Source organism: Pseudomonas sp. HR96 (genome assembly GCF_034059295.1).
Lineage (GTDB): Bacteria > Pseudomonadota > Gammaproteobacteria > Pseudomonadales > Pseudomonadaceae > Aquipseudomonas.
Window position 1 is genome coordinate 1,826,162 of the sequence record NZ_CP139141.1, and the last position, 25,910, is coordinate 1,852,071.

Below are 25,910 nucleotides of genomic sequence, written 5' to 3' on the forward strand. Positions count from 1 at the left end.
CCGAGCGAGCTCGGTCCTACAGGATTCCGGGGCCGGCCGATTAAACGACGCTTTCGGCGGCCGGCACAGCGCTCACCGCCTTCGCCACTTCACGCATCTGCTCGCAGCCCCACAACACTCGCTCCGGGGTCGCCGGGGCGTCGATCTTCGGCTGCACCTTGTAGTCGGCGATGCTCGCCACGGCGTCCTTGATCGCGCACCAGGCGGCGATGCCGAGCATGAACGGCGGCTCGCCCACGGCCTTGGAATGGAACACCGTGTCTTCCGGGTTCTTGCGGTTTTCCACCAGCTTGACCCGCAGGTCGATGGGCATGTCCGCCACCGCCGGGATCTTGTAGCCGGCCGGACCGTTGGTCACCAGCTTGCCCTTGGCGTTCCACACCAGCTCTTCGGTGGTCAGCCAGCCCATGCCCTGAACGAAGCCGCCCTCGACCTGGCCGATGTCGATGGCCGGGTTCAGCGAGGCGCCGACGTCGTGCAGGATGTCGGTGCGCAGCATCTTGTACTCGCCGGTCAGGGTGTCGATCACCACCTCGCAGCAGGCCGCGCCGAAGGCGTAATAGTAGAACGGCCGGCCGCGAGCCTGGGAACGGTCGTAGAAAATCTTCGGGGTTTTGTAGAAGCCAGTGCTGGACAGCGACACCTGGGCAAAATAGGCCTGCTGGATCAGCGCCTCGAAACTCAGCAGCTGCTCGCGCACGCGCACGTGGCCGTTGCGAAATTCGACGTCCTCGGGGCTGACGTTGTAGTGCCGCGCAGCGAATTCCACCAGGCGCTGCTTGATGATCTCGGCGGCGTTCTGCGCAGCCTTGCCGTTCAGGTCGGCGCCGCTGGAGGCTGCGGTCGGCGAGGTGTTGGGCACCTTGTCGGTGTTGGTGGCGGTGATCTGCACGCGGTCGATATCGACCTGGAACACCTCGGCCACCACCTGGGCGACCTTGATGTTGAGGCCCTGGCCCATTTCGGTGCCGCCGTGGTTCAGGTGGATGCTGCCGTCGGTGTAGACGTGCACCAGGGCGCCGGCCTGGTTGAGGAAGCTGGCGGTGAACGAGATGCCGAACTTGACCGGGGTCAGCGCCAGGCCCTTCTTGAGGATCGGGCTGTGCGCGTTGAAACGCCGGATCGACTCGCGCCGCTCATGGTATTCGCTGCTGGCTTCAAGCTCGGCGGTGATCTCCTCGAGCATGTTGTGCTCGACGGTCTGGTAGTAGTGGGTGACGTTGCGCTCGGTCTTGCCGTAATAGTTGGCCTTGCGCACCGCCAGCGGGTCGGCACCCAGGTGGCGGGCGATGGCGTCCATCACCTCTTCGATGGCGACCATGCCCTGCGGGCCGCCGAAGCCGCGATAGGCGGTATTGGACGCGGTGTTGGTCTTGCAGCGGTGGCCATTGACCGTGGCGTCGCCCAGGTAATACGAGTTGTCGGAGTGGAACATCGCGCGGTCGACGATCGACGCCGACAGGTCCGGCGAGCAGCCGCAGTTGCCGGCCAGCTCGAAGTTGATGCCGTGCAGGCGACCGCTGTCGTCGAAGCCGACGTCGTATTCGATGTAGAAGGGGTGGCGCTTGCCGGTCATCAGCATGTCTTCGACACGCGGCAGGCGCATCTTGGTCGGCTGCCCGGTCAGGTGCGCGATCACCGCGCACAGGCACGCCGGGCTGGCGGCCTGGGTTTCCTTGCCGCCGAAACCACCGCCCATGCGGCGCATGTCGACAACGATCTTGTTCATCGACACGTCCAGCACTTCGGCCACCAGCTTCTGCACTTCGGTGGGGTTCTGCGTCGAGCAGTAGACGATCATGCCGCCGTCTTCGGTGGGCATCACCGAGGAGATCTGCGTCTCCAGGTAGAAGTGCTCCTGGCCGCCGATGTGCAGCGTGCCCTGGATGCGGTGCTTGGCCGTCGCCAGTGCGCCTTCGGAGTCGCCGCGCTTGTGGGTGTGGCTGTCGAGCACGAAGTGCTTCTTGCGCAGCGCCTCGACCACGTCGAGCACCGGCTCGAGGTCTTCGTATTCGATCACCGCCGCCATGGCCGCGGCGCGGGCGGTGGCCAAGTCCCTGGCGGCGACGGCGAGCACCGGCTGGCCGACGAACTGCACGGTGTCGATGGCCAGCAGCGGGTCGCCGGGCAGCAGTGGGCCAATGTCCTTGAGGCCGGGCACATCCTCGTGGGTGATGGCGATGCGCACGCCGGGGAAGTTGTAGCAGGGCGCGGTGTCGATGCTGAGGATGCGCGCGTGGGCGCGGTCGGACATGCGCGCATAGACGTGCAGCTGGTTGGGGAATTCCAGGCGGTCGTCGATGTAGATCGCCTCGCCGCTGACGTGCTTGTCGGCGCTGTCGTGCTTGACGCTGCGGCCGACGCCGCTGGTCAGGCCCTGGGCGAACAATTCGGCCATCTCGGCCTGGGTCTTCTGTGCGTGATGGTTAGACATAGTCAGTCACCCGGGTCTCGATGTGCGGCGTCTGCAGCTCGATGAAGTATTTGCGCAGCAGGTTCTGCGCGCCCAGCAGGCGGTATTCCTTGCTGGCACGGAAGTCCGAGAGCGGCGTGAAGTCCTGCGCCATGGCCAGGCAGGCAGCCTCCACGGTGGCCTTGTTCCACGGCTTGCCGACCAGCGCCTGTTCGCAGGCCTTGGCGCGCTTGGGGATGGCGGCCATGCCGCCGAAGGCCGCGCGGGCGTCCAGTACCACGCCGTTTTCGATGCGCAGGTCGAAGGCGCCGCAGACTGCGGAGATGTCGTCGTCCAGACGCTTGGAAACCTTGTAGGCGCGGAAGGTGCGCGCCTTGTCAGCGCGCGGCACGATGATCTTCTCGATGAACTCGCTGTCCTGGCGCGCGGTGATGCGATAGTCGATGAAGTAGTCCTGCAGCAGCAGGGTGCGGGTGGCGTCGCCCTTGCGCAGCACGATGCTGGCGCCCAGTGCGATCAGCAGGGGCGGCGAGTCGCCGATCGGCGAGGCGTTGCCGATATTGCCGCCCAGGGTGCCCTGGTTGCGGATCTGCAGGGAGGCGAAGCGGTGCAGCAGCGCGCCGAAGTCGGGGTACTCGGCTTCGAGCGCGGCGTAGCAATCGGTCAGGGGCGTGGCCGCGCCGATTTCCAGGCGATCGTCGAAGTGCTCGATGCGCTTCATCTCGGCGACGTTGCCGACATAGATCATCACGGGCAAGGTGCGGTGGAACTGGGTGACTTCCAGCGCCAGGTCGGTGCCACCGGCCAGCAGCCGCGCCTCGGGGTGCGAGCTGTAGAGGTCGGCCAGGTCGGCCACGGTCAGCGGTACCAGGCAGCGCTTGTCGCCGCTGTTGAGCTCGCCGGTTTCGGTCGGGGCGATGGCTTGCAGGCGGGCGACGGTCTGCGCCTGGTCGGCGTCGAATTGGTCGGGCTGGCGGCACGGGCCGCAGGACTGCTCGGCAGCGGCAAGGATCGGCCGGTAGCCGGTGCAGCGGCAGAGGTTGCCCGCCAGGGCTTCCTGGGCGCGGTGCAGGTCGGGTTCAGCGCTGTTCTTCTGCAGGGCGAACAGCGACATGACGAAGCCCGGGGTGCAGAAGCCGCATTGCGAACCGTGGCAGTCGACCATGGCCTGCTGCACGCTGTGCAACTGGCCTTTGTGCTTGAGGTCTTCGACGCTGATCAGCTGCTTGCCGTGCAGCGAGGAGACGAAGGTCAGGCACGAGTTGAGGCTGCGGTAGCGCAGGGTCTGGCCGCCCTGGCCGTCGGCGGCCAGTTCGCCGACCACTACGGTGCAGGCGCCACAGTCGCCGCTGGCGCAGCCTTCCTTGGTGCCGGACTTGCCCAGGTGCTCGCGCAGGTAATCGAGCACGGTGAGGTTGGGGTCCAGGGCATGCTCGCTGCGCAATTCCTGATTGAGTAAAAACTGGATCACGGGAAGGCCTCGCTGAAGCTTTTGTTGTTGTTGACCGAAAAACGGGCAATGCGGGATAGCGCTGAATTTAGTCATTCCTGACTTTTCGGTCAATCGCTTCCTGACTTTTAGGTCAAGAAATTTGGCGCGCCGATTCCGGGCGCCGATTCCACACTTGTCCTTGCGTGTTTCATGCCAATTTTTCCTTCGGCATTTGCGGTACAATTCGCCGCTTCACCCCAACGCCCTCAGCGACCCTCACAAGGCAAGGACCATCATGACGTTCAAGGCGCCGGACAGCCTCTCCGAGCAGATTGCCCATTACCTGGCCGAGCGCATCGTGCGCGGCGAGCTGGGGCCCGGCGAGCGCATCCAGGAGCAGAAAGTCACGGCCGCGCTGAACGTCAGCCGGGGCTCGGTGCGCGAGGCGCTGCTGATTCTCGAGCGCCGCCATCTGATCGAGATCCTGCCGCGCCGCGGCGCCCAGGTCACGCGCATGACCGAGCACAATGTGCGCAGCCTGTGCACGCTGATGAGCGAGCTGTACATCCTGCTCGGCAATGCCGTGGCCGCGCGCTGGCAGACCCGCGAGCAGCTGGCGCCGTTCGTCGAGATCCAGGCCCGGCTGAGCGCGGCCTACCAGCGCCAGGACATCACCGCCTTCGTCGAAGACAGCTTCAACGTGATGCGCGCCGCGTTCCCCTTTGCCGACAACCCGTACCTGCAAGAAACCATCGAGAACCTGCAGCCGGCCATGAGCCGCAGCTACTTTCTGGCCCTGGAGCAACGCAAGGCGTCCATGAGCGAGTACCTTACCCTGTTTGGTCAATTGCTTGACGCCGTGCTCGCGCGCGACCCGGCGCGCATTCGCAAAGTGCTCGGCGAATATGGTCAGCGTAGCTGCCAGTTGGTGCTTGCGGCATTGGCGAGCAGCTGACCCATGCGCTTGAAATGCATCCGCCTGGCCGGCTTCAAGTCGTTCGTCGACCCTACCACGGTCAATTTCCCCAGCAACATGGCGGCGGTGGTCGGCCCCAACGGCTGCGGCAAGTCCAACATCATCGACGCCGTACGCTGGGTGATGGGCGAGAGTTCGGCGAAAAATCTCCGGGGCGAGTCGATGACCGACGTCATCTTCAATGGCTCCACCAGCCGCAAGCCGGTCAGCCAGGCGAGCATCGAACTGGTCTTCGACAATTCCGACGGCACGCTGGTGGGCGAGTACGCCGCCTACGCCGAGATCTCGATCCGCCGCAAGGTCACCCGCGACGCGCAGAACACCTATTACCTGAACGGCACCAAGTGCCGTCGCCGCGACATCACCGACATCTTCCTCGGCACCGGCCTGGGCCCACGCAGCTACTCGATCATCGAGCAGGGCATGATCAGCAAGCTGATCGAGGCCAAGCCCGAAGACCTGCGCAACTTCATTGAAGAGGCCGCTGGCATCTCCAAGTACAAGGAGCGCCGCCGCGAGACCGAGAGCCGCATCCGCCGCACCCACGAGAACCTCGAGCGCCTGACCGACCTGCGCGAAGAGCTCGAACGCCAACTCGAGCGCCTGCACCGCCAGGCCCAGGCGGCCGAGAAATACCAGGAGTACAAGGCCCAGGAGCGTCAGCTCAAGGCGCAATTGGCGGCATTGCGCTGGCAGGCGTTGAATGAGCAGGTAGCCCAGCGCGAAAGCGTCATCGGCGACCAGGAGGTCGGCTTCGAGGCGCTGGTGGCCGAGCAGCGCAACGCCGATGCGAGCATCGAAAGGTTGCGCGACGGCCACCACGACCTCTCCGAGCGCTTCAATCTGGTGCAGGGGCGCTTCTATTCGGTGGGCGGCGACATCGCCCGGGTCGAACAGAGCATCCAGCACGGCCAGCAGCGCCTGCGCCAGTTGCAGGACGACCTGCAGGAAGCCGAGCGCTCGCGCCAGGAGACCGAATCGCACCTGGGCCACGACCAGACCCTGCTGGCCACCCTCAGCGAAGAGCTGGACATGCTCGAACCCGAGCAGGAGCTGCGCAGCGCTGCCGCCGAAGAGGCCGCCGTCGCCCTGGAAGATGCTGAAATCGCCATGCAGGGCTGGCAGGAACAGTGGGATGCTTTCACCGCCCGTTCCGCCGAGCCGCGCCGCCAGGCCGAGGTGCAGCAGTCGCGCATCCAGCAGCTGGAAACCTCCATGGAACGCCTGGGCGAGCGCCAGCGCCGTCTGGGCGAAGAGCGCGAGCAGCTGGCGGCCGACCCGGAAGATGCGGCCATCCTTGAGCTCGGCGAGCAGTTGGCGATCCGCGAGCTGGCGCTGGAAGACCTGCACGGCGAAGAAGAGCAGCGGGTCGAGCAATTGGCCCAAGTGCGCGAGGCCTTTCAGCACGCTACCCAAGCCCAGCAAAAGGCGCAGGGCGAGCTGCAACGCCTGAACGGTCGGCTGGCCTCGCTGGAGGCCTTGCAGCAGGCGGCTCTGGACCCTGGCACCGGGACGGCCCAGTGGCTGAGCGAACAGCAGTTGGCCGAGCGGCCGCGCCTGGCCGAAACCCTCAAGGTCGAGGCCGGCTGGGAGCTGGCGGTGGAGACGGTGCTGGGCGCCGACCTGCAGGCCGTGCTGGTGGACGACCTCGGCGGTTTCGATTATGCCCATTTCGACCAGGGCGAATTGCGCCTGCTGGTGGCGGGGCAGGGCGGGCAGGGCGTGGCTGGCAGCTTGCTGGATAAGGTCAGTTGCGACGTCGACCTGGCCCCGTGGCTGGCCCGCATCAAGCCGGTCGCCAGCCTCGACCAGGCGCTGGCGCTGCGCGGCCATTTGGCTGAGGGCGACAGCCTGATCAGCAGAGACGGCTATTGGGTTGGCCGGCATTTCCTGCGGGTGAGCCGCGCCAGCGAAGCGCAAAGCGGGGTGCTGGCGCGCGGCCAGGAGCTGCAGCAGCTGAGCGAAGAGCTTGGCGAGCGCGAGGCAGCCCTGGCCGTGCTCGACGAGCAGCTGCTGCAACTGCGCGAGCGCCAGGGCAGCCTCGAAGACAGTCGCGAGCAACTGCGCCGGCAGCTGCAGGACGAAGCGCGGCAGCAGGCCGAACTCAAGGCGCAACTGTCCGCCGGCAAGGCCAAGGTCGAGCAGTTGGTCCTGCGTCGCCGGCGTCTGGACGAAGAGCTGGCGGAGCTGGCCGAGCAGCGCGCCGTCGAGCACGAACAACTGGGCGAGTCGCGCCTGCAGCTGCAGGATGCCCTCGACGCCATGGCAGAAGACACCGAACAGCGCGAGCTGCTCGCCGCCGGGCGCGAGCAGTTGCGCGAGCGCCTCGAACGCATCCGCCAGGACGCCCGCCAGCACAAGGACCAGGCCCATCAACTGGCCGTGCGCCTGGGCTCGCTGCGGGCCCAGCACAGCTCCACGCGCCAGGCCCTGGAACGTCTGGAGCAACAGGCCGAACGCCTCACGGAAAAACGCGAGCAACTGAGCCTGGGCCTGGAAGAAGGCGAGGCGCCGCTCGAAGAGCTGCGCCAGAAGCTCGAGGAGCTGCTGGAACGGCGCATGGTGGTCGACGAGGAGATGCGCCAGGCGCGCATGGCCATGGAAGACGCCGACCGCGAGCTGCGCGAGGCCGAGAAACGCCGCAGCCAGGCCGAACAGCAGTCGCAACTGCTGCGCGGCCAGCTGGAACAGTACCGCATGGAATGGCAGGCCCTGAGCGTGCGCCGTACCGCCCTGCAGGAGCAACTGCGCGAGGACGGCTACGACCTGCACGGCGTGCTCGCCAGCCTCGACCCGTTGGCCAACGAGAAGGAAGCCGAGGCAGAACTGCAGCGCATCGACGGTCGCATCCAGCGCCTGGGCGCGATCAACCTGGCGGCCATCGACGAGTATCAGCAGCAGTCCGAGCGCAAGCGCTACCTCGACGCCCAGGACGCCGACCTGGTGGAGGCGCTGGACACCCTGGAAAACGTCATCCGCAAGATTGACAAGGAAACCCGCAACCGCTTCAAGGACACCTTCGACCAGATCAACGGCGGCCTGCAGGCGCTGTTTCCCAAAGTTTTTGGCGGCGGTAGCGCTTATTTGGAACTGACGGGCGAAGATTTACTCGATACAGGGGTCTCAATCATGGCAAGGCCCCCCGGCAAGAAGAACAGCACCATCCACCTGCTCTCCGGCGGCGAGAAAGCCCTGACCGCGCTGGCCCTGGTGTTTGCCATCTTCAAGCTCAACCCGGCGCCGTTCTGCATGCTCGACGAGGTCGATGCGCCGCTGGACGATGCCAACGTGGGGCGCTATGCCCGGTTGGTCAAGGAAATGTCCGAAACGGTGCAGTTCATCTACATCACCCACAACAAGATCGCCATGGAAATGGCCGACCAGTTGATGGGCGTGACCATGCACGAACCGGGCTGCTCGCGGCTGGTGGCGGTGGACGTGGAAGAGGCGATGAAGATGGTGGATGCCTGAGCGAAAGGGCGTGCCGGCGTCTGATTTTTCGAGAAATTCCCGGCAGCGGCGACAAGCGGTGTAAAGTTGCCCTGTGTCGTGCTAGCTTAATGTACATATTTCCCTACACGTGGGTAAAACGCCTGTCAGAACATAGAGTTGGCGCCACGTCTTAAAGGTGTTTAAACCCTTTATTTTTCAGCATTTTTTATTAGAGGCACAGGAATTACATGGAAATCGGTCTGCGCGAGTGGCTGATGGTCATCGGCATCATTGTTATCGCCGGTATTCTTTTCGATGGCTGGCGGCGCATGCGCGGCGGCAAGGGCAAGCTTAAATTCCGTCTGGACAAGAGTTTTGGCGAGGTCTCGGACGCGCCTGACGACGCCGGCAGCGCCGAAGTCCTGGGCCCGCCACGGGTGCGCGAGAGCCACGAGCCTCAGCTGGACGAACACGAACTGCCTTCCATGAGCGCCCCCCTGCGCGAGCCAGCGCCCAAGCGCGGCAAGCCGGTGGTGGAAAAACCCGAGAAGGCGGAAAAAACCGCCAAGCGCGAAACCCCGCTGGACTTGAACTTCAACGAGCCGAGCCTCAGCACCCGCGACGACTTCGCCGACGACGCCAAGCCCGGCACCTTCGGTTCGAGCACCGGCGCCCCTGAGGCCAAGGAGCTGCCGCCGGTGGAAGAGGTGCTGGTGATCAGCGTGATCTCCCGGGACGAAAGCGGCTTCAAAGGCCCGGCCCTGTTGCAGAACATCCTGGAAAGCGGCCTGCGCTTCGGCGAGATGGACATCTTCCATCGCCACGAAAGCATGGCCGGCAACGGCGAGGTGCTGTTCTCCATGGCCAACGCGGTCAAGCCGGGCATTTTCGACCTCGACGACATCGACCACTTCAGCACGCGCGCGGTGAGCTTCTTCCTCAGCCTGCCGGGCCCGCGTCATCCCAAGCAGGCCTTCGACGTCATGGTCGCCGCCGCCCGCAAGCTGTCCCAGGAACTGGGCGGCGAGCTCAAGGACGACCAACGCAGCGTGCTGACGGCGCAGACCATCGAGCATTACCGTCAGCGCATCGTCGAGTTCGAGCGCCGCGCGCTGACCCAGCGCCGGTGATGGCCGCCCAGCGGAGCCTGTAGGACCGAGCTTGCTCGGGAACCAGACCAGAGAGCAGCCCCGGCTGCTCTTTTGCATTGAACGAGAGCAGAAAAAAGATGAACGCCGAAACCCGGATCCTTGAGTTGCGCGCCGAGCTGGACCTGCACAACTACCGCTACCATGTGCTCGACGAGCCAAGCATTCCGGATGCCGAATACGACCGCCTGTTCCGCGAGCTCAAGGCGCTGGAGGCCGAGCACCCGCAGTGGGTGACCGCCGACTCGCCGACCCAGCGCGTCGGCAACGCGGCGCTCACCGCGTTCAGCCAGGTGCGCCACGAGATCCCCATGCTCAGCCTGGGCAATGCCTTCGAGGAAGACGACCTGCGTGAGTTCGGCCGCCGGGTGGTCGAGGGCCTCGACCTGCCTTCCGGCGACCTGTTCGGCGACGCCGCCAAGGTGCAGTACAGCTGCGAACCCAAGCTCGACGGCCTGGCCGTGAGCCTGCTGTACCAGGACGGCGCGCTGGTGCGCGGCGCCACCCGTGGCGACGGCACCACGGGTGAAGACATCAGTGTCAACGTGCGCACCGTGCGCAATATCCCGCTCAAGCTGCACGGCAGTGGCTGGCCCGCAACCCTCGAAGTACGCGGCGAGGTGTACATGTCCAAGGCCGGCTTCGAGCGGCTCAACGCGGCCCAGGCCGAGGTCGGCGGCAAGACCTTCGCCAACCCGCGCAACGCCGCCGCCGGCAGCCTGCGTCAGCTCGACTCGAAGATCACCGCCAGCCGGCCGCTGGAGTTCTGCTGCTACGGCATCGGCCAGGTCTCCCACGACATCGCCAGCACCCATGTCGACAACCTCAAGCAACTCAAGGCCTGGGGCCTGCCGATCAGCCGTGAGCTGAAGCTGGCCGAGAGCATCGAAGATTGCCTGGCCTACTACCGCGACATCGGCGAGCGGCGCAATGCACTGCCCTATGAAATCGACGGCGTGGTGTTCAAGGTCAACAGCATCGCCTCGCAGCGCGAGCTGGGTTTTCGCGCCCGCGAACCGCGGTGGGCCATCGCCCATAAATTTCCGGCCATGGAGGAGATGACCGAGCTGCTCGACGTCGAATTCCAGGTCGGCCGCACCGGCGCGGTGACGCCCGTGGCGCGACTCAAGCCGGTCAAGGTGGCCGGCGTCACCGTGGCCAACGCCACCTTGCACAACATGGACGAAGTGGCCCGGCTGGGCCTGATGATCGGCGACACAGTGATCATCCGCCGCGCCGGCGACGTCATCCCGCAGGTCATGCAGGTGGTCAGCGAGCGCCGCCCGGCCGACGCTCGGCCGGTGCACATCCCTGAAACCTGCCCGGTGTGCGGTTCGCACGTGGAGCGCACCCAGTTGATCAAGCGCAGCAAGGGCAAGGAGACCGTCAGCGAAGGCGCGGTGTACCGCTGCGTTGGCCGCCTTGCCTGCGGCGCGCAGCTCAAGCAGGCGATCATCCACTTCGTCTCGCGGCGTGCCATGGACATCGAGGGCCTGGGCGAGAAGAGCGTCGAGCAGCTGGTGGACGAGGGCCTGGTGGGCTCGCCGGCCGACCTGTACACCCTGAGCTTCGAGCAGGTGGTGGAGCTCGAAGGCTTTGCCGAGGTGTCGAGCAACAAGCTGTTGCAGGCCATCGAGGACAGCAAGCAGCCGACCTTGGCCCGGTTCATCTACGCGCTGGGCATTCCCGACGTCGGCGAGGAGACCGCCAAGGTCCTGGCCCGCTCCCTGGGTTCCCTGCAACGGGTCGGCGAGGCGCTGCCGCAGGTGCTCACCTACCTGCCGGATGTCGGCATGGAAGTGGCCTACGAGATTCACAGCTTCTTCGAGGACGAGCACAACCAGAAGGTCATCCGCCAGCTGCTCGAACGCGGGCTCAAGTTGCAGGAGGAGGGCGGCGTGCACGCTGAATACGCCGCCAGCACCACTTTGGCCGGGATGATCGCCAAACTGGACATCGCCTCGATCGGCCCCACCGGCGCCGAGAAGCTGGTGGCGAAACTGGACAGCCTCGATAAAATCATCGCCGCCGACGGTATCGACCTGCGCCAGGCACTCAACACCCGGCAGGCGGACGCGGTGCGCGAGTATTTCAAGGACCCGGCCAACGCCGAGCGCGCGCGCCAGGTCGAGGCCCAGCTCAAGGCCTTCGGCATGCACTGGGCCAGCGAGAAGAAGGTGGTCGAAGGCCTGCCCCTGACCGGCCAGACCTGGGTCCTCACCGGCTCCCTGGAGCAGATGAGCCGCGACGTCGCCAAGGACAAGCTGGAAAGCCTTGGCGCCAAGGTGGCCGGCTCCGTGTCGGCCAAGACCCACACCGTGGTGGCGGGGCCGGGGGCCGGATCGAAACTGGCCAAGGCCAACGAGTTGGGGATCAAGGTGCTGGATGAAGCGGCGTTCGTGAGCTTTTTGCAGGGACAGGGTTTGATCTAGGGTAAGGGCTGCCAGCGGCCGTTACGCGGCCTGTCGCGGACTCCTACGTTCGAAACACCCGTAGGAGCGCGCGAAGCCCGCGACAAGGCCGCCACGCATCGCCCCGTCATCCTGCGGAACACAACTTGCATCGTCACCTCACCAGCTCCCCCAGTGAGGTCCCCACCCATGCGCCATCTCGACACCGACGCCCTGGCGGCATTCGTCGCCGTGATCGACTACGGCGGCTTCACCGCCGCCGGCGACCGTATCGGCAAGACCCAGGCGGCCGTCAGCCTGATGGTCGCGCGCCTTGAAGCACGCGTCGGGCGCAAACTGCTGGAACGCTCGCGCAAGGGGGTCAGCCTCACCGAGCATGGCGAGCGGCTGATGGGCTACGCCCGGCGCATCCAGATCCTCGAAGACGAGGCGCTGCTGGCGCTGCAAGGCGAGACCGAAGCCTCGCGCATCCGCATCGGCATGCCTGACGACTACCTGGAATCCATCGGCTGTGTGCTGATGCAGACCTTCACCGCGCGCCATCCGCACCTGCAGGTGGAGATCATCTGCGATTTCTCCAACCGCCTGGAAAGCCAGCTGGCCGACGGCAGCATCGATCTGGCCATCGTCACCCGCGCCGACGACCGCGACAACGGTGAGCTGTTGCGCAGCGAAGCCCAACTTTGGTGCGCCGCACCCGGGCATCGACCGGAAGTGGGCGGCGTTTTGCCATTGTCGCTGTTCGCCGACACCTGCCGTGCCCGCCCGCGCATCCTTGAAGCGCTGGACAAGGCCGGCGTGCCCTGGCGCGTGGTCAGTTCCTCCTCGCACCTGCCCGGCGTGCTGCACGCCGTGCGCACCGGCCAGGCTGTCACCGTGCTGCCGGCCTCGGTGGTTCCCGAAGGATGGCGGGTGCTTGGCCGCGCCGAACGGCTGCCGGACCTGCCAGCTTTGCCGCTGGCCCTACTGGTGCCGGACAACGCCCGGCTCAGCGCGCGGCGTCTGGCGCAGTGCGTACGCGAGCATTTCAGTGGCTCAGCCCTTGGCCAGGCGAGCGGCGGCGCGGCGGTAGCCCGCTAGCAACTCGGCCAGCACCGCCTGGGTGTGGGCAAAGGTCAGGTACACCCGGCCGTAGGCGAACGGCATGCTCATCACCTGCTCTTGGCGCAGGGCCTTGTGCAGCTGCAGGGTCCAGGCCGGGTCGGCGACCTGGCTGGCCTCGGCATAGTTGCCTGGCGCCATGGCCCCCGGCCAAAGGGTGAACACGCTGCCGTAACCGGTGGTACGCACGCTGATGCCGCGATCGGCGAAGACCCGGACAATGTCCGCACGCAGTTGCTCGCCGCGTGCCAGCAGCCCGGCATAGTCGGCGCCGGCCAGGTGTTCAAGGGTGCTGACCACTGCCGCGCAGGCCGGCGGCGCACCGCTGTAGGTGCCCGCGCGCACCACCAGGCCTTGCTCGAACAGCTTCATGTACCGAGCCTTGCCAACCAGCGCTGCCACCGGCACTCCGCTGCCGATGGCCTTGCCGACCGTGGCCAGGTCCGGCTCGGCGCCGAGCAGGGTGCCGCTGAGGCCGGCATGCAGGCGAAAGCCCATCAGCACCTCATCGAGAATCACCAGCGCCCCGTGCTGGTGGGCCAGGTCGCTCAGGTGCTTGAGGTAGCCAGGCGCCGGTTGCACGCAGCCGGCATTGGCCAGCACCGGCTCGATCACCAGCGCGGCGATGTCAGTGTGATCGCGGAACAGCTGCTCGGCGTCGGCGAAATCGTTGTAGCGCAGCAGCAGAACGCCGTCGCGCTCGGGGCGCTGGGCATCCGTCATCCGCGCGGTATCGGCGCCGGCGTTGCCAAAGGCGACCTGGTCGTACCAGCCGTCGTAGCCGGCGGCAAACTTGACGATGCGCGAGCGGCCGGTGGCGCTGCGCGCCACGCGGCAGGCCAGGTGCACGGCTTCGCTGCCGGTGTTGACGAACACCACCTGGTCCAACTCGCCGGTAAAGCGCGCCAGCGCGGCTGCAGCGCCTTCTTCCAGGTCGTGGGCAAAGGAGGGCATGGGCCCGGCCATCAGGGCCTTGCTGGCCGCCTGCATCACCGGGGCAAACCCGTGGCCGAGCATGGTCGCGCCAAAACCCATGGCAGTGTCGATGTAGCGTTCGCCCTGGCCGTTCCACAGGTAGGGGCCCTGGGAGCTGAGCACCGAGAAGGCCTGGCCGTCGATTTCCGGCAAAGCGCGGCCGGCGCTGGAAATTCCACCGATAAGATGCGTCATGTGAGGTCTCGATCAATAAAGGGAAAGGGTCAGTAGCCCATCAGGCGTGGCAGCCACTGCGTCAGGTCGGGCAGTGCCACCAGCAGGCCGATGGCCACGGCCGTGGCCACCCAGAATGGAATCAGCCGGCGCGACACCGCGCCGATGCCGACCCGCCCGACGTTGCAGACGACAAAAATGTTGGTGCCGATCGGCGGGGTGAACAGGCCCCAGCCCAGGGTCATGGTGAAGATCAGGCCGATCTGGTAGGGCTCGAAGCCGGCGGCCTTGGCCACGGGCACCAGGATCGGCGCGAGGATGATCATCGCCGGGCCGAGGTCGAGCCAGAATCCCACCACCTTGAGCACCAGGATCACCAGCAGGATGGTCGCGATGGGGCCGGCGTGCATGTCGACGATCCACGAGGCCACGGTGTGCGGCACCCGCTCGAACGTCAGGATCCAGCCAAACGGCATGGCCACGGCCATGATGATCATCACCGAGCCGGTGATGGTCACCGCTTCTGTCATCGCCGGAAACAGGTCGCGCCAGCTCAGTTGCCGGTAGACGATGCTGCCCACCGCCAGCGCATACAGCACCGACAGCGAGGCGGCCTCGGTGGCGGTGGCGAAACCGCTGACGATCGAGCCGAGCACCATGATCGGCATGGCCAGCGCCGGCGCCGCGACCCACAGGTCCTTGAGCAGGGCGCGGCCGTCGAACCGGGCGTCGACCTTGGGGAAGTTCTCGCGCAAGCCAACCAGGTAGGCGGTGAGCATGAAGGTCGCCGCCAGCATCACCCCCGGCACCACGCCCGCCATGAACAGTCCGCCGATCGAGGTGTTGGTCAGCACGCCGTACATGATCAGGATCACGCTGGGCGGCACGATGATGCCCAGGGTGCCGGAGGCCGCCGTCACGGCTGCGGCGAAGGCACGCGGGTAACCGCGTTCCTCCATCACCGGGATCATCACCTTGGCTACGGTGCCGGTGTCGGCGGTGGCCGAACCGGTAAGGCCGCCGTAGATGAACGCCGTGGCCACGTTGACCAGGCCCAGGCCTCCACGCAGGCGACCGAAGCAGTGCTCGGCGATGCGCATGATGCGGTGGGTCAGGCCGCCGCGGTTCATCAGTTCGCCGGCCAGCAGGAACAAGGGGATCGAAGCCAGCGTCGAGGAATCGGCGCCGCGCAGGGTCTGCTGCGCCAGCCACGCCAGGGGCATGTGCAGGTCGCCGAAGGTCAGTGCGGCGATGCTGCCGCCGGCCATCGCCCAGACCACCGGCAAGCCGGCCATCAACAGCACGAAGAAGGCGCCGAACAGGATCAGTACAGTCATGCTTTCGCTCCACGGTGCATCAACAACTTACCCAATCGCAGCAGGGCAATGATCGCCAACATGGCCGCCGCGCTGATCAGCGCGGCGATGGTCAGGCCGGCCGGCCAGCGCAGCACCGGGCTGGGGGTCCAGCCGCTGCGGCCGATCATCGCCACGCCGCTGTACAGCAGCCAGGCGCTGATGATCAGCAAGGCCAGGCTGGCGACGCCGTCCAGCGCCGTTTGCATGCGCGCCGGCAACATCGACACCAGGCCCTGGAAGCGCACGTTTTCATGCTTGATCTCGGCGATCACCGTGCCGATGAAGGTCACCCAGATGAAGCTCAGGGTGGCCACTTCGAACGACCACTCGAAACCGTGCAGGTTGAAGTAGCGCGAGAACACCCCGGCGAGGGTCGACAGCAGGGTGATCAGAAACATGACCACCCCCAGCACTGCCAGCACCCGCTCGGGCCACGCGTGCGGCGCGGGGTCGGTGTGCAGCGTCAGCGACATCGCTTAGTGCCCCTGTGCGTCGTGGCGCAGCTGGGCGACGAAGTCGGCGCCCCAGAGCTTGCCGAACTGCTCGTACACCGGCCCGCTCATGGCCAGGAAAGCGGCGGTGTCGACCGCGTTGAACTTGACGCCCTTGGCCTGCATCTCGCCCTGGATCCTGGCGTACACCGCGTCCAGCTGCGAACGGTACCAGGTGGTGGTGTCGCTGACGGCCTTGTCCACCGCAGTGCGGTCGGCGTCGCTGAGGGCCTCGTATTTGTCCTTGTTGATGAACCAGAAGTTGGCCGACCAGACGTAGTTGGACATCGACACGTTCTTCGCCACCTCGTACCACTTCTGGTCGTAGAAGTCGCGCAGCTCCGGCTCGACGCCGTCGACCACCCCCGACTGCAGCGAGGTGTACACCTCACCGAACGGAATCGACTGCCCTAGCGCGCCCAGCTGCTTGATGGTGGCGAGGATCACCGGGTTGGGCGGGGTGCGGATCTTCAGGCCGGCGAGGTCGGCGGGCTTGGTGATCGGGTGCTTGCTGTTGGCGAACTGGCGAAAGCCCGAGTCCAGCGCGGCGAGCATGACGAAGCCCTTGTCCTGGCCCATGGCGAGGAATTTCTTGCCGGCCGGGCTATCGAGGAAGGCATGCACCGAGGCGGCGTCCTTGAACAGGAAGGGCAGCGACAGGGCGTTGAGCTTGGGGTCGATGGCATCGGTGGAACCGCCCAGGCCGATGTCGATGGCGCCGGCGCCAACCGAGTCGACGATGGGCGCTTCGTCACCCAATTGGCCGTCCGGGTAGATCTGCACCTTCAGTTCACCCTGGGTGGCCGTGTCGACTTGGGCGGCGAAGCGAACCATCGCCTGGTTGATCAGGCTGTCGGTGCTCGAGGCATGCGCCAGGCGCAGGGTCTGCTCGGCCTGGGCCAGGTTGACGGAGGAACACAGGGCCAGGCCAATGAGGGTGGCCAGCAGAGACTTGCGCTTGAGTGACATTGCAGATACCTCGCTGATGGTCGATGAGCGAGTTATGCTTTTTTGCCACTAGCGCCGTCAAGGAAAGCCGGGCCGCGGCCCATCAAGATTTCAAATGCGCCCATACGATTATTAATGCGACCAACGGTTGTTCTGCCAACTAATTGAATTTATTGGATAAATATTTGATTTTTGGCGATTCGCCAGCACTGGGGCGATCTGTCGCACAAGCGCCCTCGGCCGCTCGATCATGCCGACGGAACTGCCGTCGATGCGTCATGATCTAGTCTTGGCGAGCACACACGGAGGCCGCCCATGTACAAGTTTTTCGAACAATTGACCACACGCATCACCGCGCCCTTCATCAAGCCTGAAACCCGCCACAGCAAAGTGTGGGAATGTCAGTGCGGGCAGTCGATTTTCTTCGCCAACAGCCAGTGCCTGGCCTGCAGCTCGATGCTCGGCTACTGGCCGCAGCGCAATGAACTGGCGTCCCTCGACGCCGGGCCGCAGCAGGGCACCTGGCAGCTGCACGCTGCCCCCGAAGCCGGCCTGTTCCGTCGCTGCGCCAACCTGGACACCCCAGCGGCCTGCAACTGGCTGCTGCCCGCCGACGCCCCCGGCCAGTTGTGCATCGCCTGCAGCCTGAACCACACCATCCCCGACCTCAGCGTGCCGGAAAACCCCGAGCGCTGGCGCAAGGTGGAAACCGCCAAGCGCCGCCTGGTGGCGCAGTTGATCAGCCTCGGCCTGCCGGTGGTGGCCAAGACCGAGAACGAAGCCACGGGCCTGTCGTTCGACTTCATCGGCATCGACCTGGACGGCAACCTGCCCACCACCGGCCACGCCAACGGCCTGATCACCCTGGACATCCGCGAAGCCGACGACGCCTACCGCGAAAAGGTCCGCATCCAGATGCGCGAACCCTACCGCACCTTGCTCGGCCACTTCCGCCACGAAGTCGGCCACTACTACTGGGACCGCCTGATCGCCGACAGCCACTGGCTCGGCGAATTTCGCGCGCTGTTCGGCGATGAGCAGCAAAGCTACGCCGAAGCCCTGCAACGCCACTACGACCAAGGCGCGCCATTGGACTGGAACCAGACGCACGTGAGCGCGTATGCCACCATGCACCCTTGGGAAGACTGGGCCGAGACCTGGGCCCACTACCTGCACATGATGGACGCCGTCGACACCGCCCTGGGCTTCGGCATGAGCACCCGGGAAATGGACTTCGACTACACCCCGTTCCCTCTGGAAACCCTCTACGACCCGCAACACGCCAGCGGCCCGGCCTTCCTCGCCTTCGTCAACGCCTGGATCGAACTGGCCGGCATGCTCAACGAACTGTCCCGCGCCATGGGCCAGCCGGACTTCTACCCGTTCGTTCTGCCGCCCGCCGTGATCGCCAAGCTGCACTTCATCCACCTGGTGATCCAGGAGAAGGGCGGCCGGGCGGACGAGGTGTTGCAGGTGGGGTGAGGGTCGTTCTGGCCCCTCCCGCCTGTGCGGGGGGGGGGCCAAGGGCGGCTTGATCTGTGGCCCGGCAGGTAATATCTGCCGCGCCCCTCGCCAGCTTCGCGGGCTGTGGGGCATCCCGGGCCGCTGTAGGAGCCGGCGCAGCTGGCGAAGGCGTCACCTCGGTGGCCTGGTGGATCATCTAACGGTATCGCGGCCCATGGCCAGAAAACCTGGCGATCGGGGTTGCCTCGCTCGCCAGCTTCGCCGGCTACATCGGGGGGCAACGTTCCGAACGGCTGCCACGGCGGTGCGGTTTCGCCCTCTGATCCAGGGCCGTGAAATATCAGAAATTTCCACCCGATCAGCCAGAAATTTCCTACATCTTTTCCCATCCCAAGCCCTGCATAGTTCGACCTGCGCATCCGCTCACAAGGACAACAGGTCATGGACAAGCTCATTTGCTGGTCAGATATAAGCGATTACAAGCTGGAGAATATCGAGTCACCCTTTTTCGCAAGCTTCAGAGTCGAGGACTATCTCGAGGATGAACTCAGTTATCCCGGACTCGACGCCGAAGACTTTGAGGAGGAGCACGAGATTGGGGAATTCTACCCCCGCAGTGGTCCGGATGAGCTGGAGGCCGCGCTTGAGTCAGTCGAAGAGGGCAGCTGGCTGCTCGTCACCGACGAGCCCTTTTCACCGCTCAGTGACCCCGACAACCTCGCCGACTACCCGCACATCGCCAGAGCCCACCGGCAGCACCACGCGCCGCAAGACCCACCCATGCCCACCTTCACCGACTACGCCCGCCGCCCACCCCAACCCGTCGGCGCTGACCCTGGTTTCTACGTGGTCCCGCGCACCAGCACGCAGAAGGAGGTGCTCGCGGAGCTCTTCGGCGACCGCGCCACGGACTTCCTCCGGCCCATGCGCCAGCTGAATTCCGACACTGGCGAAATCAAGGCCGGCGAGATATTCATCCTCACCGACGAGAACAATTTCAACTGCCAATTCGAGACGACCAACCTTACTCGCGCCGCGAGCAAGGTGCGCTCAGCGCAACACAACATCGCTCAGGAGGATGCCGAGTTCCAGGTCGACCATCACTCCGCAATCCAGGACTTCCTCAGCTACGCCTCCACGGGTGTCGGCATCGGCGAAAGCATGATCGCCTACCACCTCAAAGCCATCGAAGGGTTGCTCAAGGAAATCGACGCTTTACACGTGCGCACCTACGTGATGCACGGCAACCTGCGTAACCCGGCATTCTTCGCCGAGCGCAAGGTCTTGTTCGACAAGCTCGACGCCAGCCTGTCGAAGCTGGTGCGCAAGGGCATCGGCTTTCCCGACCATCCGGATCTGAAAAAGGCTTTGGGCATCTCCAGCCGCAGCCTGGTCCACCACTGGAAATACGCCGGCGCCCCGGGGCCAATTCCGGGGTATACCGCGCATTTTGATGGGGTCAGCAGGGCTGCGAAATATCTGAAAGCAGGCGGTTATATTGGCATTGGGTTGGGGGCTGGCGCGGCTTACATGAACGTCAGGGAAGTATGCCAAGCTGGCGAGACGCAGGAGTGCAAGAAGATTCGTGTTTCTGAGGCGGGTGGCTTTTCAGGAGCGTTAGGGGGCGCGATGGCCGGGGGTTATTTCGCGGCCAGGGTTGCACCTGCTTGCGTAGTTCTTGGATTTCCAGTGGCCATCGCAGCCTGCGGGATTGCATTGGTGGGTGCGGGGTCATTGATAGGCGGAGTAGGTGGCGGCGCAGGCGGCGAATTCATCGCGGATTTTATCTACGAACATACACCATGACTCCGAGAAATCTGTTAGGAATTAGTGCCATATTGGTGATGACGGCATTGTTCGTTCATTTGGCTTGGATGCTGTATTGCGCCTACACCAAGCTCGACCCTGTGCTGGATCGAATGGAAGAGGCCTCAGGCAAGCGCATGACATCCTTCTATTCCGGACCCAAAGGCCGTTTTCTTTTGCTGCGTGATGTCTCCGTGATTGCTGTCGATCCTCGGCTTGCATTGAAGCTGGGTCTGGTCACTGAAGCTGAAGTAGGTGCCATTCCCGAGTCGTTTCGCCGACTGTCACGGATTAATCATCGAATCAATGCGACGGTGTTCATGGCAATGCTTCTCGTGGCAGGTCTTATCTGGACGGGATGGTTCGACTAGGGCTTTGATGCGCTGGGCGAGTCCGCTGCACCGAGAACGCTCCGGCAGCCTCTCGCGGGCTACGCCCATTCCCATATCGGATCGCGTTCCAAGATGGGAGGGGCTAAGCCCTCAAGAAGCCGTTTTGGCCGGTCAGATCTGAGCGCCTCATTCAAAACCTGCGAAATATCAGAAATTTCCACCTGCTCGGCCGGAAATTTCCTACATCTTTTTGCCCCTCAAACCCCGCATAGTCTGGCCTGGCTATCCGCTGGTGGGAAGAAAGGGGCATGGGCAAGTATGAAAAACAGGTGTACAGCAGGCCGCCATGTTGGCATTGGATGGGGGGCGACGGCTTCCTGCATGAAGGTCGAGGAGGTTTGCCGGGCGGGAGATGCAGGAGTGCAAGACGATACGGGTGACGGAGGCGAGTGGGTTTGCGGGGGCGTTGCGGGGGGGGAACGGCTGTAGCGGCACGTGCCGCTCAGCTAACTTAGCGGATGGAGTTATCGGCGGCATGGCTGGTGATGAAATCGGCCAAATGATCTACGAGTATATCCATGAGCGCGAGACTGATTTTTGAGCTTATAACAGTTGTTGTCACACTTGCTCTGTTCATTAACGTTCCATGGTTGATGTACTGCGCCTACACAAAACTCGACCCGGTTCTGGATGTGATGGAAAAAGTCTCTGGAAGGCGACTGACTCCCATCTATTCCGGCCCGAAAGGTCGCTTCCTGCTGCTCTGCGAAGTCCAGGTGATAGCCACTGACCCTCGTTACGCCCTGAAGATATATCGGGTGAACGAAGCGGAGGCCGCAGCCATACCGGATGGGTTTCGACGACTGGCCAAGATCAATCATCGGTTAATCGGGATTATTAATACTGGGCTGGTGCTGGTCGCCGGCATGAGCTGGTCGGGATGATTTGAATAAGGTCCCTTCCACCGGTCAAGTCTGCTCAAACCAAAACCGGCCTGCGGCCTCTCGCGGGCTACGCCCACTCCCACATAGGATTGCGTTCCAAGGTGGGAGGGGGCAAAGCCCCCGAGAGGCCGCCAGGCCGGTGTGCTGTGGCTTACACGTCAACCGGTAGCCAGGCGCTCCTCGATCAACCCCATGACCCCGCACCCATCCTCCAGCAACACTCGGGCCGCATTCGACACCTGTCGCAGGTCACAGTCGTCTGCGCCCTCCAGACTTGCCAGCAACTGGCGGGCCATACGGAAACGGTGGTCGGCGAAATCAAGCATGTCCGGCAGGCTGGCTTCAGCGTCGATGTGCAGGATGGCAGGGGAAGAGGAGTCCAGATTCAGCGAAACGTAGCGTGGTTCTTTCATGGAAGTATTCCTTTCAGGCTCAGTCATCTCACGCCGCAGCCTGGCTGGATGCTCACCGCCAGAGCGTCACGGTCGTGACCGTTTCCTGTAATTTCGGGCTTCCACCCCCGGCCCAGGCTGCAAGCCCCGGCATCGGCGACTATACGATTTCCCCGGGGTCTGGTCCAACCCTGACCTCAAGTGCTTGACCCCTATCGAATTTTTTATCTTCACCGATGGGTTGTAAGTTCTTCTGAGACCGGTACAATGGCCCCGCTCGCTGCCAGGCGAGCACTGCGTTATGGTGACCCCATCGGTCCCCCCGCAACGATTACCCGTTAACCTGGTCAGGCCCGGAAGGGAGCAGCCACAGCGGGAACATTGTGTGCCGGGGTGTGGCTGGTGGGGTTGCCTCCATCGACTCAAGCGCCAGACGCTTAACCTCGTTGTCCTGTCACTGCACTCAACATAATCGATCATTTTGCCTGGCTCACGTCCGTGTGAGGGCGTATCTAATACATCCTCAAGTGACCATGCGGAGTATGTTCGAGCGAGACCAAGTCTAGGTACTCACCCCAAAAACGTCTCCGCCGTCACCCCAAACCGCTTCGCCAAATCCTGCACCTGCCGCACACTCAGCTTGCGCTTACCCGCCAACAACTGCGAAACCGTCGACTGATTCCCCAGCTCTGGCAGGTCTCCTTGCGTCAGCTGATGTTCTTCCATGAACGACCGAAGCACCTCTATCCCTGAGGCTCGGCGCATCGGGTGCGTGCGCAGGTCGTAGGCCTCGATCAGTAGCGCGATAGCATCTGCCAGACCATCCAGCGGATGGCCGCAATCGTACCCCGATATGGCTTGAATCTCGTCCAGCGCCTCTACCAGGGTGTTGTATTGGATTTCGTTGGTGGGTGGGCTCAGCAGCGGAGCCGGATACGGCCAATGTTCTTTGGCTTGTTCTACCAGAGCAGACATCTGTCTATACCTTCCGGTTGTTTCTGTCGTATTGCGCGTGGTTGAGTACGTGCTTTATGAAGACCTGCTGTGTCGAGTACGCAACCCCGGCAATCAGGCGGATCTTGTTGCCGCCGATATCGAAAACATGGAATTCGCCCACTAGATCGGTTGCGGGAAAAATCGATTTCATCTGCGCAAAATTCTGCGGGTTATTCAGTCGGATTTGGTCATCCCAACTGATGAGAGCGGTTGAGCAATAGGGCCATTTCGCCTGAGCCTCCCTGATCCGCGCGACCGTGGTCACTCGCATCGACTGCCTCTCTATTTGTTTTTGCAATGACCTGAATGGTAGCCCTGCGTGCAGGGCTATTGCAGATTCGAATAGTGAGATTTCGTGTGCGGCCTGTGCGATGGCTCTACCACGGGCCTCTTGCCCCCAGTTCTCTGGAACTCCGCCTGCTAATTCCCCCTCCATTGCACATACCCCAAGCTTCGGAGACCCCCTCATGCAGCGCCGCGAATTTCTCATCAAGACCGGCCTGGCCGCCGCCACCGTCCCGCTCTCCGACGTCCTGCTCGCCGCCCCCGAACCTGGCCAGCCTGCGCCACCCAACAGCACCCCGCGCGCAACCGCCATCCTGCAGATCAAGGACCTGGAAATCGGCAAGGGCGCGCCGAAGATCATCGCCTCGATCACTGCCAGCAGCGCCGACCAGGCGCTGCAGCAGGCCGATGCCATCGCCAGGTCCGGCCAGGTCGACCTGGCCGAGCTGCGTATGGACTACCTGCCCAACCCCGGTGACCACGCCGCCATGCTCGACCTCATTGGCCGCGTGACCTACAGCCTGCAAGGCAAGCCGCTGCTGGCGACCTGGCGCAGCCAGCAGGAGGGTGGCAAGCAGCCGTTGAGCGACGACGAGTATTTCGCGCTGTACCGGGCCATTGTCGAAGGAGCCAGCGTCGATCTGATCGACTTGGAGATGAGCAAGCCTGAAGCGCAGGTCACCGCGCTGGTGGACGCGGCCCACGGCCGCGATATCGCGGTGATCCTATCCAACCACGACTTCAACGCCACCCCGCAGCAGGCGGTGATCGTCGAGCGCCTGCGGCGCCAGCAGGCGCTGGGGGCGGATATTCTGAAGATTGCGACCATGCCCAACAGCCCGGCCGACGTGCTGACGTTGATGGCGGCCAGCCAAGAGATGTTTACCCGCTACGCCGAGCGGCCCTTGCTGACCATGTCGATGGGGCCGCTGGGGGTCACTTCACGGGTGGCGGGGCAGTTGACCGGTTCGGCGCTGACCTACGCCAGCGTCGGTCAGGCGTCCGCCCCGGGGCAGTTGCAGGCGGACTCGGTGCGCTCGGTGCTGCAGATCATCGACCAGGGTTCGCGGGCTTGAGCTTCACTCGGCCAGCTTGCCGCTGTGCATCAGGGCGGCGACCTCGGGCTCGATCTGATTGAGCGCGCCCAGGTAGTCGATCAGTTCCGCCGCCCGGCTACCTCGCAGCCCGGCGGTGGTCAGCTGGCCGTCGCGTACGTAGGTATACACACCCGACACGGCGAAGGCCTTGAGGCTGGCGATGTGTACGGCCTGTTGCGCCTGCGAATCAAGGAACGCACCGCTGGCGAAAAACTGCCGCCGCTGCATCGGCGAGGCGAAGGCGACCTCCACCACGGCCAGTTGCTGGCGGTCGGCACTGGCGGTGTGTGCGACGCCCGGCGATGGCGGCCGCTGGCCGTCGTTGACGAATGGGGCGCACAGGTGCAGCTGCAGCTTCATCAGGCCCGGCGCGGCGCTCAGCAGCCGGCTGAAGTCGCCCTGCAGATAGCCGTGCAGGTCATCCAGAGTGTTTTTCGCGCTCAGGTGCAGGTGAATGCGGTCGAGCCGATCGGGGCCGTTATGGGTTTGATCGGCGCAGTGGTTGACCAGGGTGCTGGAGCCCTGCGGCAGGTCGTAGGCCAGGGTTTCGTCGAACATGTTCTGTTCGTCGCTGAACAGGATGGGGCTGGCCGCCTTGAACCGTTGCTGGTCGTCGGCCGAGCTGAAGCCGATCTCGACTCCGCCGTCCAGTTCGTAGTCGGCGATTTCGCTGATGCCGTCGGCCAAGGGCCACAGGTGCGCGTCCTGATTGCGCTCGAAGTGGTGCTGGATGTACAGGCCAAGCCCCGGCAGCCGGGCGCACAATGGCCCGTGCACGTCGCGCCAGTAGTGGGCGAATACCTCATGGGGCACGCGTTCGCGGCGCTTGACGGTAGTGTAGCTGTTGAGGGTGATCATGAGTCGATGCTCCAGGCCAGTGTGTTGAAAATTTCGGCGCTGCGCTCGACGGCAGCCATCAGCGTCGGCTTGTCGCGCCACAGCGAGTCGGCAACGCCCTCGGAGAAAATCTCCAGCACGTAGTCGCCGTCGTAGCCAGCGTTCGCCAGGCTACCCAGCAAGGGCGCCAGGGCCAGCTCGCCGTCGCCCAGGGCGCGCCGGTCGTGCAGCGAGCGCGGCCGGCGCCAGTCGGCCACTTGCACGATGAACAGCTGATCGGCGCTGATGGAAGAGAGCAGGGCAGGGTCCTGCCAGCTGTTGTAGAGGTCCAGGCACAGGCCCAGGTGCGGGTGGTCGACGGCGCGCACCATCTCCTGCGCCTGGCTGAAGCTGAACAGGATCGAGTTGCGGTTCATCAGCGACGGGCCAAGGGCTTCCAAGGCGATGCGCATGCCGTGGCTGGCGGCGTGGCGGGCGAGGCTGGCGTAGTGTTCGAGGCAGCCGTCCCAGACTTTTGCCTCATTGCCCTCGGGGTCGGCGCCGGTGTTGCTGAGCAGCGCCAGCCCTGGCCAATAGGGTGCAAACAGCTCGACCGAGGCGGCCAGCAATTCCAGGCGCGCCTGGGGTTCGGCAGGTTCCTTGGCCGAGGCTGACGGGAAGAGGGTCAGGGTGCGTGGCTGGATCGAGGTGATCGGCACGCCGCTGTCCTTGATCATCGCCAGTTGATCGCGCGCTTGGCCAGGATCCCGGGACAGCTTTTTTTCGGCGATCTCCAGGCCGCAGCCCAGGCGCTGGCACAGGGCGAGGTCTTCGCCGAGGGTGAGCGGGGCAGTGGTGATCTGGCTGATGGCGAGTCTGTGCATGGGTGCCTCGTCGACAAAAAGGGGAATGAGCCTTG

At 64.4% G+C, this 25,910-nt stretch carries 21 protein-coding genes and 1 other RNA gene; 11 read left to right on the forward strand and 11 right to left on the reverse strand.

What is annotated here, in order from left to right:
• Positions 1-40: 40 nt before the first annotated feature.
• A complete protein-coding gene (gene xdhB / locus SFA35_RS08585) occupies positions 41-2,434 on the reverse strand; it encodes a xanthine dehydrogenase molybdopterin binding subunit (RefSeq protein ID WP_320577259.1) in 2,394 nt (797 codons plus the stop codon).
• Positions 2,427-3,884, reverse strand: coding sequence for a xanthine dehydrogenase small subunit (gene xdhA, locus SFA35_RS08590; RefSeq protein ID WP_320577261.1), 1,458 nt, complete (start codon positions 3,882-3,884; stop codon positions 2,427-2,429). The genes xdhB and xdhA overlap by 8 nt, the downstream gene beginning before the upstream one ends.
• 256 nt (positions 3,885-4,140) lie before the next feature.
• Here xdhA and SFA35_RS08595 point away from each other — a divergent pair, with 256 nt between their 5' ends.
• The 5 genes from SFA35_RS08595 (at position 4,141) to SFA35_RS08615 (ending at position 12,892) form a co-directional block, all read left to right on the forward strand.
• The gene (locus tag SFA35_RS08595; protein ID WP_320577263.1) at positions 4,141-4,800 is read left to right on the forward strand and encodes a GntR family transcriptional regulator; all 660 of its coding nucleotides are present in this window, start codon (positions 4,141-4,143) and stop codon (positions 4,798-4,800) included.
• Positions 4,801-4,803: 3 nt separating this feature from the next.
• On the forward strand, positions 4,804-8,292 hold the full coding sequence (gene smc / locus SFA35_RS08600) for a chromosome segregation protein SMC (RefSeq protein ID WP_320577264.1): 3,489 nt from the start codon (positions 4,804-4,806) through the stop codon (positions 8,290-8,292).
• 209 nt (positions 8,293-8,501) lie between these two features.
• Positions 8,502-9,383: a cell division protein ZipA gene (gene zipA / locus SFA35_RS08605; protein ID WP_320577266.1), complete on the forward strand. Its 882-nt coding sequence runs from the start codon at positions 8,502-8,504 to the stop codon at positions 9,381-9,383.
• Between the two features lie 98 nt (positions 9,384-9,481).
• Positions 9,482-11,833, forward strand: a complete 2,352-nt coding sequence (gene ligA, locus SFA35_RS08610; RefSeq protein ID WP_320577268.1) for an NAD-dependent DNA ligase LigA — start codon at positions 9,482-9,484, stop codon at positions 11,831-11,833.
• Between the two features lie 168 nt (positions 11,834-12,001).
• Entirely contained in the window at positions 12,002-12,892 is an 891-nt protein-coding gene (locus SFA35_RS08615; protein WP_320577270.1) for a LysR substrate-binding domain-containing protein, read from the forward strand.
• Here SFA35_RS08615 and SFA35_RS08620 read toward each other — a convergent pair.
• Genes SFA35_RS08620 through SFA35_RS08635 form a run of 4 tightly spaced genes read right to left on the reverse strand, consistent with a single transcriptional unit; the run spans position 12,848 to position 16,880 of the window.
• Complete coding sequence (locus tag SFA35_RS08620) at positions 12,848-14,083, reverse strand: aspartate aminotransferase family protein (RefSeq protein ID WP_320577273.1); 1,236 nt, start codon at positions 14,081-14,083, stop codon at positions 12,848-12,850. The genes SFA35_RS08615 and SFA35_RS08620 overlap by 45 nt on opposite strands.
• 29 nt (positions 14,084-14,112) lie before the next feature.
• Entirely contained in the window at positions 14,113-15,399 is a 1,287-nt protein-coding gene (locus tag SFA35_RS08625; RefSeq protein ID WP_320577275.1) for a TRAP transporter large permease, read from the reverse strand.
• Positions 15,396-15,893, reverse strand: a complete 498-nt coding sequence (locus tag SFA35_RS08630) for a TRAP transporter small permease (RefSeq protein ID WP_320577277.1) — start codon at positions 15,891-15,893, stop codon at positions 15,396-15,398. The genes SFA35_RS08625 and SFA35_RS08630 overlap by 4 nt, the downstream gene beginning before the upstream one ends.
• Before the next feature lie 3 nt (positions 15,894-15,896).
• The gene (locus SFA35_RS08635) at positions 15,897-16,880 is read right to left on the reverse strand and encodes a TRAP transporter substrate-binding protein (RefSeq protein ID WP_320577279.1); all 984 of its coding nucleotides are present in this window, start codon (positions 16,878-16,880) and stop codon (positions 15,897-15,899) included.
• 294 nt (positions 16,881-17,174) lie between these two features.
• Here SFA35_RS08635 and SFA35_RS08640 point away from each other — a divergent pair, with 294 nt between their 5' ends.
• The 4 genes from SFA35_RS08640 to SFA35_RS08655 all read left to right on the forward strand — a co-directional run bounded on the left by SFA35_RS08640 (position 17,175) and on the right by SFA35_RS08655 (position 21,405).
• The gene (locus tag SFA35_RS08640; protein WP_320577280.1) at positions 17,175-18,341 is read left to right on the forward strand and encodes a putative zinc-binding metallopeptidase; all 1,167 of its coding nucleotides are present in this window, start codon (positions 17,175-17,177) and stop codon (positions 18,339-18,341) included.
• A gap of 423 nt (positions 18,342-18,764) precedes the next feature.
• Complete coding sequence (locus SFA35_RS08645; protein ID WP_320577283.1) at positions 18,765-20,129, forward strand: hypothetical protein; 1,365 nt, start codon at positions 18,765-18,767, stop codon at positions 20,127-20,129.
• Complete coding sequence (locus SFA35_RS08650) at positions 20,126-20,500, forward strand: hypothetical protein (protein ID WP_320577285.1); 375 nt, start codon at positions 20,126-20,128, stop codon at positions 20,498-20,500. Before SFA35_RS08645 ends, SFA35_RS08650 begins: the two co-directional genes overlap by 4 nt.
• A gap of 539 nt (positions 20,501-21,039) precedes the next feature.
• Positions 21,040-21,405 (forward strand): hypothetical protein, encoded by a 366-nt coding sequence (locus SFA35_RS08655; RefSeq protein WP_320577287.1) that lies wholly within the window; start codon positions 21,040-21,042, stop codon positions 21,403-21,405.
• Between the two features lie 158 nt (positions 21,406-21,563).
• On the opposite strand, the gene SFA35_RS08660 is transcribed toward SFA35_RS08655, so the two are convergent.
• Positions 21,564-21,818: a hypothetical protein gene (locus SFA35_RS08660; protein ID WP_320577290.1), complete on the reverse strand. Its 255-nt coding sequence runs from the start codon at positions 21,816-21,818 to the stop codon at positions 21,564-21,566.
• Positions 21,819-22,108: 290 nt separating this feature from the next.
• Here SFA35_RS08660 and ffs point away from each other — a divergent pair.
• Positions 22,109-22,205, forward strand: an RNA gene (ffs, locus tag SFA35_RS08665) — signal recognition particle sRNA small type.
• Positions 22,206-22,367: 162 nt separating this feature from the next.
• Here ffs and SFA35_RS08670 read toward each other — a convergent pair.
• Positions 22,368-22,772: a helix-turn-helix domain-containing protein gene (locus SFA35_RS08670; RefSeq protein WP_320577292.1), complete on the reverse strand. Its 405-nt coding sequence runs from the start codon at positions 22,770-22,772 to the stop codon at positions 22,368-22,370.
• Between the two features lie 4 nt (positions 22,773-22,776).
• On the reverse strand, positions 22,777-23,064 hold the full coding sequence (locus SFA35_RS08675; RefSeq protein WP_320577293.1) for a type II toxin-antitoxin system HigB family toxin: 288 nt from the start codon (positions 23,062-23,064) through the stop codon (positions 22,777-22,779).
• A gap of 196 nt (positions 23,065-23,260) precedes the next feature.
• Here SFA35_RS08675 and aroD point away from each other — a divergent pair, with 196 nt between their 5' ends.
• Positions 23,261-24,154: a type I 3-dehydroquinate dehydratase gene (aroD, locus tag SFA35_RS08680; RefSeq protein ID WP_320577296.1), complete on the forward strand. Its 894-nt coding sequence runs from the start codon at positions 23,261-23,263 to the stop codon at positions 24,152-24,154.
• A 3-nt stretch (positions 24,155-24,157) separates the two neighbouring features.
• Here aroD and SFA35_RS08685 read toward each other — a convergent pair whose 3' ends face one another.
• Entirely contained in the window at positions 24,158-25,033 is an 876-nt protein-coding gene (locus tag SFA35_RS08685) for an EthD domain-containing protein (protein ID WP_320577298.1), read from the reverse strand.
• A complete protein-coding gene (locus SFA35_RS08690) occupies positions 25,030-25,875 on the reverse strand; it encodes a sugar phosphate isomerase/epimerase family protein (RefSeq protein WP_320577301.1) in 846 nt (281 codons plus the stop codon). Before SFA35_RS08690 ends, SFA35_RS08685 begins: the two co-directional genes overlap by 4 nt.
• Positions 25,876-25,910 lie beyond the last annotated feature (35 nt).